This is a genomic window from Vibrio sp. DNB22_10_4 (genome assembly GCF_052879755.1).
The window spans coordinates 867803-881164 of record NZ_JBNNXW010000001.1; the positions used below are offsets into that span (position 1 = coordinate 867803).

At 46.2% G+C, this 13362-nt stretch carries 9 protein-coding genes and 2 pseudogenes; 9 read left to right on the plus strand and 2 right to left on the minus strand.

What is annotated here, in order from left to right; all coding sequences use genetic code 11:
• Positions 1–133 precede the first annotated feature (133 nt).
• Together ACVA6Q_RS03715 and clcA are read right to left on the minus strand one after the other, a co-directional pair.
• Positions 134–1096, minus strand: coding sequence for a TDT family transporter (locus ACVA6Q_RS03715; RefSeq protein WP_446647175.1), 963 nt, complete (start codon positions 1094–1096; stop codon positions 134–136).
• Between the two features lie 115 nt (positions 1097–1211).
• The gene (clcA, locus tag ACVA6Q_RS03720) at positions 1212–2615 is read right to left on the minus strand and encodes a H(+)/Cl(-) exchange transporter ClcA (protein ID WP_353499501.1); all 1404 of its coding nucleotides are present in this window, start codon (positions 2613–2615) and stop codon (positions 1212–1214) included.
• Positions 2616–3173: 558 nt separating this feature from the next.
• On the opposite strand from clcA, the gene ACVA6Q_RS03725 reads away from it, so the two are divergent.
• From ACVA6Q_RS03725 to ACVA6Q_RS03765, 9 genes and pseudogenes are all read left to right on the plus strand, one after another.
• The gene (locus ACVA6Q_RS03725) at positions 3174–4169 is read left to right on the plus strand and encodes a CobW family GTP-binding protein (RefSeq protein WP_446646568.1); all 996 of its coding nucleotides are present in this window, start codon (positions 3174–3176) and stop codon (positions 4167–4169) included.
• A gap of 171 nt (positions 4170–4340) precedes the next feature.
• Positions 4341–6617: a multiheme c-type cytochrome gene (locus ACVA6Q_RS03730; protein ID WP_446646569.1), complete on the plus strand. Its 2277-nt coding sequence runs from the start codon at positions 4341–4343 to the stop codon at positions 6615–6617.
• Positions 6618–6732: 115 nt separating this feature from the next.
• Positions 6733–7318: pseudogene (locus tag ACVA6Q_RS03735) on the plus strand (AAA family ATPase); the annotation flags it as partial.
• Positions 7319–7383: 65 nt separating this feature from the next.
• Positions 7384–7731, plus strand: a pseudogene (locus ACVA6Q_RS03740) (AAA family ATPase); the annotation flags it as partial.
• Positions 7732–7749: 18 nt separating this feature from the next.
• Complete coding sequence (locus tag ACVA6Q_RS03745) at positions 7750–8709, plus strand: DUF58 domain-containing protein (RefSeq protein WP_446646570.1); 960 nt, start codon at positions 7750–7752, stop codon at positions 8707–8709.
• Positions 8706–9284 carry a DUF4381 domain-containing protein gene (locus ACVA6Q_RS03750; RefSeq protein ID WP_446646571.1) on the plus strand — a complete coding sequence of 193 codons (579 nt, stop codon included), beginning with the start codon at positions 8706–8708 and terminating at the stop codon, positions 9282–9284. The genes ACVA6Q_RS03745 and ACVA6Q_RS03750 overlap by 4 nt, the downstream gene beginning before the upstream one ends.
• A complete protein-coding gene (locus tag ACVA6Q_RS03755) occupies positions 9281–10321 on the plus strand; it encodes a VWA domain-containing protein (protein ID WP_446646572.1) in 1041 nt (346 codons plus the stop codon). Before ACVA6Q_RS03750 ends, ACVA6Q_RS03755 begins: the two co-directional genes overlap by 4 nt.
• Positions 10318–12000, plus strand: coding sequence for a vWA domain-containing protein (locus ACVA6Q_RS03760; RefSeq protein WP_446646573.1), 1683 nt, complete (start codon positions 10318–10320; stop codon positions 11998–12000). Before ACVA6Q_RS03755 ends, ACVA6Q_RS03760 begins: the two co-directional genes overlap by 4 nt.
• On the plus strand, positions 11997–13346 hold the full coding sequence (locus ACVA6Q_RS03765) for a BatD family protein (protein ID WP_446646574.1): 1350 nt from the start codon (positions 11997–11999) through the stop codon (positions 13344–13346). The genes ACVA6Q_RS03760 and ACVA6Q_RS03765 overlap by 4 nt, the downstream gene beginning before the upstream one ends.
• The last annotated feature ends 16 nt before the right edge of the window (positions 13347–13362 follow it).

A 13362-nucleotide genomic window follows, 5' to 3' on the forward strand; every position in this document is an offset into this window, starting at 1 on the left:
TATTATTTGTTGCTGGTTGCAAAATGAACTATATTGGGTGGGAATAGTTTTATTCTGATTATACCAGTTGGGAGTCTAACTGATTGATAAATGTGTCAATATTTATAAATTCTGACATTTGTATCAAATAAAATCAATGCTTACTTACTAGCTCCGGCCAATACATTTTTACAAACCCCACCGTTACCCAAGCAACCGCCAAAGACGCAACTGACAGCTCCAAAAAGCCGAAATTATGAAGCCAATGCCAGTGAGGATGCTCAGCTTCAAAGAAAGTCGTTAAGCGATGCATGGCGATAGAGCTGATCACAGACGGAAACGTGATAGCGGCAATAGATGGCTGAAACTTCAGACGTAATAATCGAATGTAGCAAAGATAGATGAGTAGCGTCATGGTTATTGCTATCCCTGCAAGCGCACCTGTGAGTATAGGATCGGGCTCGGAAAAGTTAACCAAGTATGCAGATAATGTGAGGTTGATCGGCGCTGCCATGATCGCCAGTGTAGGCCTCGCACGTTTGGGTAGCATACCCTCAAATACCAATCGATAAAGCACCAGTGGCAGCATAAAAAAGTAAATAGTGATACAAACAGACGCGATGGTTTCTGAGTAAACCGTATGGCCAAATTGGGTACCAGCGAGTGAACTGCTAATTAGCCCCACTGGATATAGAAACCAGCTTGGTACTATATTCGACATGCGAAAGTTTTTTAACTGGTAATAGAAAAACAGCACGGCCATACAAACATGCAAGGTTAATGCGGCAAACCAAAGTGGATAAGCTATTAAGGGAAGAATAACGGCCAAATAGTCACATAAAATGAGCAGAGCCATGCTCATTGGCGCCATTAAGCTGCCTGTTAGGGGGTGTTTAATATCTGCAGAAAAGGTATGTCTATTGAGTAGGTATTTAATAAGTACCGGCAGAAGTAATAGCGCACCAATGGAGGCTAAAATTGGCTGCACCTTTTTCCCAAACTCCGGAACATACAAAGCCCAAGCATGACCAAGACCAATCATACCAAGCGCTAGGGACGCTTGCGAGGTCGGTACGTTGTGAAACTGTGTAAGGCGCTTTAATGAAGCAAGGCTGATGGTCACTACGGGCTCTCTTGAAAATCCATATCAATCGACAGCTAGAAATAGCAGTCTAGCCGTCTAATTATACATGCTTTTTGAAGGGACGAAACCATCACCATAGTTTGTGAGGTTAGTTTGTTTCTTTTCTCGGCAAATCTTCCTGACGCAGTTTCTCATTTTTTAGTGTTCTGTGTAGCAACTGGCTGTAGATTGGTTGGCCTCCAAGCATCTGGGCGACAATCGTTGCACCAAGGCCGGTAATGATGAGAGGCAGAATAAGATGGTAATTGTTGGTCATTTCAATCACCAACAAAATGCCGGTTATAGGGGCACGTACCGTAGCGGCAAATAATGCTCCCATTCCTGCAATAGCAAATACACCAGGTTCGATAGGCAACTCAGGAAATAGCGAATGTGCGACTAAACCAAACGCATAACCAAAAGAGGTACCTAGGGCTAACATAGGTGCGAATATTCCCCCAGGAGCCCCAGAACCAAAGCATATGAGCGTGGTAAGGACTCGTCCAATAAACAGAAGAATAAGGATGCCCGCACTAAAGCTGCCGTTGGTAATTTCCGGGATTAGGCCAATGCCACCGCCTGTGAGTTCAGGTACGTATAAAAGTAGTAAACCAAAACTGCCACCGATCATAGAACCAGTAAACAGAAACCTTTTGAGATCGTTTTTGTGGATACGTACAAACATATCCTGAAACAGTGTAACTAGCCGATTGAACACGACCCCAAAGCCACCAAATAATGTACCGAGCAATAGGAATAACCATAAGACAGTGAGGTCAGGCGAGTCATATTGCGGCATTGTAATAACCGCATGTTGGCCATTGATGGAGCGGAATACAATGGTAGCGGTTACCGCAGAAATGAGTACCGCTTTGATTGATATAAGCGAGTAACGAAAGTGAGGACGCATTTCTTCCACAACAAACATAATGCCAGCGAGAGGCGCGTTGAAAGCGGCTGCAAGACCACCGGCTGCGCCAGAGGCGAGAAGGGTATGTCGACTATCGTCGTTTTTAACTCGGAAAAGGTCAGTTACCATACGACCAATGTTACCGCCCATTTGAACCGTTGGGCCTTCACGTCCTAACACCATTCCGGAACCCAGGGCACCTAAGCCGCCGAAGAATTTTACCGGGAGCACACGCCACCAACGAACAGGGCGCATGTTGTCCATTGCCCCCTCAATTTCGGGAATACCGGATCCGGCAGCTTCGGGCGCAAACTTGTGCACCAAAAAATAGCCGATGAACGCCAAGAATGCGCTAATGACAAAAGCGAGCAGCCATAGAGGCAGTACAGAACCGATTTCATCTTTTAGCCAGTCAGTGCGAGTTTCAGTGACAAAGTGCACACCAATCTCAAACAAGGTACCGACGAGCCCGGCCAAGATACCAACTACGCAGGAAAGCAGTAATACCGAGATAGGCGTTTTATCGCTAGAGAGAAACTGATTAATCGTTCCTTTTGGTACGCGGGCGAGCAACGATTGTTTTATTTTCTCTCTTTTGGTCATAGGGATGAGTGCCTGTATGGAGGAATGAATCTTCAAGGTTAAAATTATACGACCTAGCAAAATTGGCAATAGTGGCAAGAATGAAAAGTAGTATTCCACTTATCACTACTTCTTATGCTTTGGTGGAAAGTTTCACTAATGCTCGACCATTTTGACGTAGGTTCAAAAGCACCACTTATTTTTAGTCTTCAGCTTGAAAAAAGTCATTTTTGTACCATAGTTAAATCGTAGGGTTCATATTCGACAAACATGGAGGATCTCATTCCCTACCTACAATTTGGATGTGCAACTTAAGAAACACATACTACTGCCTCGTTTTTATATCTCAGCCGATAGACTTGGTTCAGAGATTCGCAAACTCACGATTGAGTAACGAGGGATCAAGGCGCGCGCAAAGTGCGCCTTTTGTCGTCTATAGAAATCCGAAAATTCCCCTAACTGTTTCTGCCCCTACTACTGTTTCTGCCCTACTATAGTTATGGCGATCCAATACCGCGGCTAGAATAGTTCAGTGCGTTAGGTATATACTTTGGTCATTGACAGACATCGAGTAAGACAATGAAAAATCAAGTACCTACTAACATCATCACTGGGTTTCTTGGCGTAGGTAAAACCACGGCCATTCTCAATTTATTAAAAGAAAAACCGCAACATGAGAATTGGGCTGTATTGGTCAATGAATTTGGTGAAGTCGGCATCGACGGCGCCATGATGGCAGAAGGCGGAGCCATGATTAAAGAGGTACCGGGCGGTTGTATGTGTTGTACAGCGGGAGTACCCATGTCGGTGGGTATCAATGCGCTGCTCAGACAAAAGCCTGATCGCCTGATTATCGAGCCAACTGGCCTTGGTCATCCTAAGCAAGTGATTAAAACGCTAACCTCAGAACAATACCAAAATTACATTGATTTGAGAGCGACCATTGCGCTGGTAGATCCACGTAATTTGTCTGATGAGCGCCATCTTGAAAACAATAATTTTAACGACCAGCTAGCATCGGCAGAAGTCATCATCGGCAATAAGGTTGATGAGTGCAGTGCACAAGATATCGACGTATTCAATGACTGGGTGACAGATCAGCAACCCGCTAAGATATTTCATAAACTGGTGAAAAACGGCCAACTTCCTCTTGAACTACTAGATCTCGAAAGGCGAGAGGCTTCGGTAGAGGGAAATGGTCATGCTCATCATCACGACCACGACCATAGTGATTTAGAGCCAGTATTTGAACTGCCGCCAGAGAAGCCATTTATCCGCCGTGAAAACCAAGGCCAAGGTTATTTTAGTTGTGGCTGGATTGTTGGTGAGGAACACAAGTTCAATTTCGACGAGCTGTTTTCACTGTTCAGTGACCTTAACGCAGAGCGTGTCAAAGCAGTCGTCAATACCGATAAAGGCTGCTTTGCATTCAACGTCGCGAATCGAGTCGTATCTGTTAATCAGATGTCACTTGAGGGCTATGAATCGCGCATTGAAGTTATTGATTCGCAATTGATGCCATGGGAAGACTTGGAAGGCATCCTGTTGAGGCTTTGCGGTTTGAACGACGCATAATATCGTAATGAAACACTGAGCATTACAGATTAATTAACGAGAGAGGCGAAATGCCTCTCTTTTTTTTGTGGAAAGTGAGTAAATCCGCTGGTGAAGCTTGCCGGATGTCCATTCTAGACTATTGTTATTATTGAAATAACAATAACTTGCAAACAAGCAAAGGAATGTCGGATGGGCGTAGTGGTTCGGGTGGTTAGCGCTGTGATCATACTGCTGGCAAGCGTGAGTTCATATGGAAATGAAACCAAGTCGTCGATGGCGAGCGGTGGGCAAGCGAGTTACGTCGGAAGTGACGCTTGCATTGAGTGTCACCAGAAAGAAGTAGAGCAATGGAAAGGCTCTGATCATGAGCGAGCAATGGATCACGCTATTTCACAAAGCGTGTTAGGAGACTTCGACAACGCCACGTTTGAGTTTAAAGGCGAGGAGAATCGGTTTTTTAGAAAAGGTGAGCAGTTCTGGGTCAATATCCAAGGTCCAGATGGTCAGTTTTATGACTACCAAATTGCCTACACATTTGGCCATTATCCGCTTCAACAATACATGGTTGAATTTGAGGATGGCCGCGTTCAATTGATCCCGTTTACCTGGGACTCTAGAAATAAGGAGCAAGGTGGTCAACGTTGGTATCACCTTTATCCCGATACAACGAGCAGCGATGAGTTCTATTGGACAAATACAGGGCAAAACTGGAACTTTATGTGTGCCGATTGCCACTCAACGAACCTCGAAAAGAACTACGACAAAGAATCCAATACCTACGCGTCAAGCTGGTCTGAAATCACGGTGGGGTGTGAGGCCTGCCATGGTCCAGCAAGTGTACATGTCACCTTGTCTAAGCAAAAGAACCCTAAACAATTTACTATAGATAATCACTATGGGTTTGACCGTGATCTCTCCAAAGCGGTATCTGAGTGGGTTTACCAAGAGGGAAATTCGACCCTTCAACCTAAGTCAATCCAAGAGACCCAACAAGTCAAAGTGTGCGCTCAATGCCACAGTCGCCGAGTGCAACTGTCTGAGCAATACGATCACGTTCAAGGGGATTTATTTGATAGATACCTAGTCTCGAATCTAACGCCTGAGCTATATCATTCAGATGGTCAGATTTATGATGAAGTTTATGTCTTTGGCTCGTTTGAACAATCTAACATGGCACAAAAGGGCGTAACGTGTACCAACTGTCACGAGCCCCACTCAACCAAACTTAAAATTCCGGAAGAGGCAGTTTGTGCTCAGTGCCACGTTGCTTCGGAATATACACCAGAAAAACACACCTTCCATGAGGCAGGTAGCAAAGCGAGCCAATGTACCACCTGTCATATGCCAGAAACTACCTATATGGAGGTGGATCCAAGGCGTGATCACAGTTGGCATGTGCCTAGACCTGACATGAGTAAACACATCGGCACTCCTAATGTTTGCTCTTCTTGTCATGAGGATAAGGGGGTGGATTGGGCCATTCAAACTTTGGCACAGTGGTTCCCAGATTCGAATTATCAAAACAGTCAACACTATGGCATTGCATTTTATGCGGCAGACATCGGTCACCCATCGGCAGCTGATGCGCTTTCCTATATAGCGCAAGACATTAACCAAGCGTCGATTGTAAGAGCATCTGCATTACAAAGAATGGCGAACTACCAAGGGCAAAATAGCTTAATCGCGCTGGGTAGAGCCGTTAAAAATAGTGAGGCCATGATTCGAATAGGGGCGATTCAGGGTAGCGCTCCTTATCCCGCTCACCAGCGCTGGCAGATCATTTCACCGTTACTTGATGACGATGTTCTCGCTGTTCGAGCAGAAGCGGCCGGCGCGTTGGCGCAATATTGGCGCGAGCTAAATCCACTTCAAAAAGATCAGTTGAAACAACCGCTAAAACAATACATTGGTATTCAGCAGTACAACGCAGACCGAGGCTTTGGCCGCACAAACCTTGGCAATGTGTATGCCGCCCAAGGCAAGACGGAGCTTGCTATTAATGAATACCAAGGGGCGATTAGCATTGAACCCTATTTTGAAAACAGTTACATCAATCTTGCCGATCTGTATCGAGGGCAGGGTGACGAAGCGTCGGCGGATAAAACACTCGCGCTTGGTATCAAAAATCAACCAAAATCGGCAGCTATTCATTACAGCGCAGCGTTGTCAAAGCTTCGTCAAGGCGACAAAGCCACGGCTAGCCAACTGCTTAATAAGGCGACACAGCTAGAAGCAAATAATCCCCAGTATTGGTTTGTGTTTGGGTTAGCAATGGAAACGGCTGACGTTAACGTCTCACTCAAAGCGGTTGATAAGGCCTACCAGTTGAGTAGAAATCCAGAGCACCTGTTTTCTAAGTGCGACTTAATGCTTAAGCATAAGCACCAAGGTGCCGCACAGTGTCTCAACCAGTTATCGAAGTTGGCACCACCAGAAGTTATACAGCAGCTAAAATCACGTTATTAACAATGAAAAAGCATTACCTCTATAACCAAAAGTTATAGAGTGACTAAGTAGTATTAAGTCAATTATCGAGGTCTATTCATTTAAACAAAGACGAGCAAGCAAAAGGTGTGAACCCATGAATCAAGCGCAAACAGAACTTAACCGCCTAGTGACAGAAGTGGGAAAATCAGTGATTGGCCAACAACACGTGGTAACAGCGCTGGTGGTCGGCTTGATTACCAACGGCCACATCTTGCTTGAAGGCTTGCCCGGTACCGCAAAGACTCGCTCAATTAAGTCGCTGGCCGAGCGGTTAAATACCAGTTTTGGACGTATTCAGTTCACCCCAGACCTACTCCCTTCCGACGTTACAGGTACTGAGATATACCAAGACGTAGATGGCAAACCTCAGCTTCATTTTCAAGCTGGTCCGATTTTCAATAGCATCGTTTTAGCCGATGAAATCAACCGTGCCCCTGCAAAAGTACAAGCCGCGCTCCTTGAGGCTATGGCGGAAGGTACAGTCACCGTGGGTGGTGATAGCCATAAATTGCCAGAACTGTTTATGGTGTTGGCAACGCAAAACCCGATTGAGCAAGAAGGTACCTACCCACTGCCAGAAGCGCAGATGGATCGCTTCATCATGAAAGTGACGGTGGATTACCCAGAAGATGAAGCTGAGCGCGACATCATTCGGTTGGTACGAAATGAGGAGCGCGCAGTAGGTGGCGTTAACAGCTCGAAGCCAGCGGATGAATCGGAGTCAGTGACAATCTCAACCGATTCCGTGTTTGCTGCAAGGCGTGAAATGCCAGAGATTGAAGTTTCAGAACTGGTTGAAAACTACATTGTTAACCTTGTTATGGCGACAAGACAGCCCGAGCGCTACCCAGAATCGTCACTCGCAGATTGGATTCTTGTTGGCTCATCGCCGCGCGCTTCTATTGCTCTAGATAAGTGCAGCCGAGCTTATGCTTGGTTACAGGGTCGCAATTATGTCGAACCTGATGATGTAAGAGCGGTTGCCAATATGGTACTTGGCCATAGAATTGCATTGTCCTATAACGCACTGGCTGAACAAGTGACGCAGCAAGATGTTGTTAGTCACTTGCTTGATGTTGTGGCTATTGGCTAAGTCATTCGAGGTACTTCTATGGCTTCTAAACACGCTAATAATCATGATCATCGAATCCACACCTCGTATGAGCGCTTGGTTAAACTGCAATCACAGGTTCAGTCGTTTTCGTTGTTGCCACATTTAGTTGCTCAATCGCAAATGTCAGGACGACATGGTTCGCCTTTTCGTGGACGTGGTCTTAATTTTGAGGAGCTTCGCCACTATCAAATGGGCGATGATATTCGCAACCTCGATTGGAAAGTCACCATGCGTACAGGCAAGCCCCATGTTCGCACTTACACAGAGGAAAAAGACCGCAACTTTATTCTCTGTGTTGACCAGCGCAGTGGGATGTATTTTTCCTCCGTCGATACCATGAAATCTGTGGTTGCTAGCGAGATCGCAGCACTGTCCGCGTGGCGCATTTTAAAAGATAACGATCGGGTCGGTTTTATTATTAGCCGATCGAATCAGATTGAATATCTAAAACCGCAACGCTCTCAAAATCATTTGTTACACGCTCTAAAACGATTGAATGACGCGAACCATACGTTGGATATCGCCAGCGAGGATAGTGAGCGTGCAAACTTTTCTTCAACCATTCGAATGCTAGGAAACCTAGCGCTCAAGAATGCCACCATTTTGTTTATCAGTGACTGGTCAGGCGCGACTGAGTTTGATTTGGATAGGCTCAAGTACCTTCAGCAGCACAATGATATTTTGAGTGTGGTGATTTCCGACCCATTGGAAGCTGCTTTACCAGCCGATATTTTAGATTCTGCTTCGTTGGTGTTTGGAGATGGAAAATATCAGCTGAGTGTGACGGAAAAAACCAAATTGGACAAAGCGAACCAAGGTTTAAAAGCACACGCTCATCATCGCCTGGAAAAGCTTGGGCAATTAATGGCTATGAAGCGATTGCCCGTGATAGAACTATCAACAGATGGCCAGCATATTGATGCCTTCAAACGAGCTGTCGGAGGCTTTACATCATGACCCAAGCTGCCCCGAGTTCCTATATTCTTCGCAATATGTCAGAAGTCCCAAATCCTGATGCCATCTCTTGGTTTCCTCAAACCTTGGGTTGGCAGGTCTTGGCCTTGTTGATTGTTGCCTTCATCATTTACAAATTCGCGCTCGCATATTGTAACAAGCAGATGCAGCGTTATCGAAAGGAAGCAAAGCAGTTATTGGAAATGCATCGCCACACCGATGAAATGCCACTGGTTTGCTACGACGTGCTAAAAAGCACGTTTCACTATTTGTATCCAAACCAGCCACAGCAATTTAACCGAGCTTGGCTATCGACCTTGGGTCAAACATCAGGTGCAAATCTATTGAGCGAACTGGATCTAGATTTAGGCGAAAAGTGGCTGAAAACTCTGGTCACTCGATCTGTAGTGTTAACTGACCAAGAAGCAGAGCAGGTTTACAACATGGTTTGTCTTTGGGTTGATACACATACGACACCAATATGGCTAAAGCAACATTGGTCATTGAGCGGCACGATTTCGCGAGCCTTGAACAAAACCAAGCGTCTTATCTCTAGCGCAATGGGAGAGGCGTCATGAGTTGGGACAGTCTTTCTTTAACTCATCCTTTATGGCTACTGCTGCTACCACTGCCGATCTTAGTTTATCGATTGGTGCCTGCGTACAAAACGAAGCAGAGCGCCATTAAGGTACCGTTTTTCCGCAGCCTATTAGACATTCTTGGGGAAGAGCCTGAGCAGGGCGCAAGCCAGCTAAACCCGTCGTGGTGGCAACGGGCTATTTTGGTTATATCGTGGATATTATTAGTTTTCGCAATGACCAAACCAACCGTGTTAGGTGAGCCTCAAACCCGTGAGAAGCTCGGTCGTGATGTTATGGTTGCCGTCGATCTCTCCGGGTCGATGTCTGAAATGGACTTTCTATCACCGGATGGACAAGCTATTTCCAGACTTGACGCAGTAAAAGGTGTACTAAAGGATTTTGTCGCAACGCGTGATGGAGACCGTCTTGGTCTGATTCTTTTTGGTGATGCCGCTTATTTGCAAACCCCATTTACTGCAGACCACGATGTTTGGCTTGCGCTATTGAACCAGACCGAAGTGGCGATGGCAGGGCAAAGTACTCACCTAGGGGATGCGATTGGCCTCGCGATTAAGGTGTTCGAGCAATCACAGGGAGAAGCGGACCGCGAAAAAGTGGTGATCGTGTTAACCGATGGCAATGACACGGGAAGCTTTGTTGAGCCCAAAGATGCCGCAACGGTAGCGGCAGCGAAACAGGTACGGATTCACGTTATTGCGATGGGTGATCCAGAAACCGTTGGTGAGCAGGCAATTGATATGCAGACCATAGAAAACATTGCTAATTCATCAGGTGGTCAAGCATTTCAGGCGATGGATCAAGAGGCCTTGCAACAAGCCTATCAAGCCATTGGAGAGCTGGAGCCGAAATTGTACGAAAGCACACAGTATCGACCGAAACAAACCGTTCACCAATACCTAATGATGATCGTCGTTGTACTGTATTTAATCGCATTTTCGGCGGCAACGATACGTCGTTCCTTGTTCACAGCGAATCAAAATGCAGAAACTAAACAGCAGGAGAGCGAGTCATGAGCAGTTTGGCTATTGAGCAGTTCTTCTCTCAGTTTCATTTTATGCGCCCGATCTGGCTATTAGCGTTTGTTCCGCTGGGATTATTGCTGCTACTTCGCTGGCGCCGAGAAACAACCGCTGCTTGGAAAACGATTATCCCCGAGCATTTGCAAAAGGCACTCATCATAGGAGAGCAGGGCTGGAAGAGTCAGCTACCACTCAAGTTGCTTAGTGCTATTTTAAGCATTGCTATTGTTATTTGCGCAGGGCCCACATGGGAGCGTGAAGCTTCTCCATTTGGCGAGGACCAAGGGGCGCTTGCCATTGTGCTTGATGTCAGCACATCCATGGATCAAACAGACCTACCGCCTTCACGTTTAGAGCGAGCAAAATACAAGATTCGAGATCTATTGGAAGCGAGAAAAGGGGGCAAAACGTCGCTCATTGTTTTCGGTGGCAGTGCTCATACTGCGATGCCGATGACACAAGACAATCAAGTCTTCTTGCCATTCCTCAATGCGATCACACCTGAAGTGATTCCAGTGCAGGGTAAGAGTGTCCAATCGGCAATACCTGAGCTTCAATCACAGTTAAAAAACTTTCCTTCGGCTTCGATTTTGATTGTTTCTGATGGTGTCTCTCAAGAAGGGATCAAACTCTATCAAGATGCTTTTCAAAACACCAATCAATTGGTGATGGTATTGGCTGTGGGTAACGATGCTATTCATAGTAGCTCGGCGACCGACTGGGACAGTTTGAAGCAACTGGCCAGTGCAACCGATGGTCGTTACTACGCATTGACTACGGACGATAGCGATATCAACAGTATTGCGTCCGATGTTGAGCGTCATATGCAGATCTCGGGAGAGTCGGCGATGCCGTGGCGGGACATGGGATACTACCTAGTGTTTCCAGTGATGCTGTTGGCGTTGCTGTGGTTTAGAAAAGGTTGGTTGGTTCAATGGGCGATTCTTGCCACGTTAATCAGCCCCAATATTTTCCTAAATCAAGCCCATGCAGAGACAGTTTCCGCTGTTGCAAGCAGCGAACAGATCACAGAGCCGAAATCGGCCGTCGAAGAACTTTGGGACAGTGCGACACAAACTTGGATGGATTTATGGCTGACACCAGAGCAGCAAGGCCAGTGGTACTTTAACCGAGGGGAATTCATCAAAGCGGCAAATCATTTTCAGGAGCCAATGAATAAGGGCATCGCTTTTTACTATGGACGCGATTTTGCCTCGGCGCAGTCCCAATTTATACAAGTACAGGGCGATGAACGAGCGGTTCTTTATCTAGGAAACACCTTAGCAAGACAACGAGAATATCTTGCAGCACGAAATCTCTATAAAGATCTTATCGAGAAAACCAAAGATGAGAGTATCGCTGCGGTGGCAAAACAAAACTATCAAGCCATGAGTGAGCTCGTGGACGAGATCAATCGAGTGAGTGAAAGCCAATCGGGTACCACTGACGGTCCAGAAGAGTCGATGGAGCTTGGAGACAACCCAAGAACGGCTGATGGAGCTGAAGAAAATACCGCCTCAGAGCTGATGTTAAAAGAAACCTTGAACGCGAACGAGATATTGGGAAGTGAGGAACTTGCAGATAAATGGCTGCGTAAAGTGGAAGCAGACCCGAAAAACTTTTTGCGAAACAAATTCCAAATCCAACTTCGTGAGCATGGGAGCCAGCAATGAACATCGTTAAGTTAGCGAAACTCTTTACTCAAGCGGGTTCACTGTTATTTCTGGCCTTGATGGTCTTGCTAGTCCCGATTTCGGCGCAGGCGAGTATGACTATCAATCAGTTGCAAAGAGAAGGTGGCGTAGAGATAACCTCTTGGCTTAGCAAAGGTGACAACGCATCCGAGCCGGCCGCGATACGCGAGCAAGTTATTCTTTATATCGAGGTTGCCACACCTAGGTGGTTTACTGGCGGTACGCGTATCTCTGGCTTTGGTATGCCGGATTTGATTGTGAAGCAGCGCAATCAACTTGCAACTAACTACACGGAACGTAAAGACGGTCAGACATGGTCGCGCCAACGCTGGGAAATAACCTTATATCCTCAGCAAAGTGGAGAATATCGATTACCCAAAGTGCCCGTTAGAGTTCAAGTATCGGCTCCGGATGGTTCAAATGTCTCTGGGACACTGTATACCGAACCGATGTCACTGTTTACTTATCTTCCGGATGCGTCGTTTACTCAAGACGAAGCCTGGTTCTCTGCCAATGATGTCAAAGTGCAGGAATCTTGGAGTGCATCGTCCGAAGAACTGCATGCAGGAGACAGTATTGTAAGGACTCTCGAAGTTGAAGCTGACGATACACTCTCTATTATGTTGCCGCCACTGAGTGATGACAGCATTGCTGGCGTGAAAGCGTACCCGAAACCCAGTGTTTTATCAGACAGCCAAACGCGCGGCGTATACAAATCAAAACGTGTCGATGAGGTCACTTACATTGTTACCACAGGCGGCGAGGTGGTTTTTCCAGAGCAAGTCGTTCGCTGGTGGGATGTCGAAACGCAATCTGTACAGACTGTGACTTTGGAAGCTAAAAAAGTGCGGGTTGCTCACACTTGGCGTTCACTTTTCAATACGTATAAAACTGAATTCGTTATACTTTCGATTATCGCCTTAGCGCTGTTACTGGTTTTGAGATTGACTTATCGATTCTTTAAAACTCACCCGACACCACCTTGGTGGGAGTTGGCTCAAGAGATTCGTCATCGTGATTGGTCGAGTGTTAGGCGTTTGATTTACAGAAAAGGCCGCCAAGTAAGTGGTGAAGTCGAACTCAAAAAAATGCGCAGCGATGCTTCTTGGCAACAAGCCAGTCAAGAGGTGCAAGATGATAGGTTAGATGCCTCGCAAAGTCGTTGGATGTGGCGTCAACTAAAGGACACGAAGCCGAGTTACTTAAAGCACGACTCACCAAAGCCCGGTGCTCCAAAGTCTAGTTTTCTAGAACATAGCGCTTCGAGAAAAAGCGAGAGTCAATTCGTACTAAAAGGTTTAGATAGGTGGCGAAAACCGAGCTAAGCCTTTGCAGGTGATA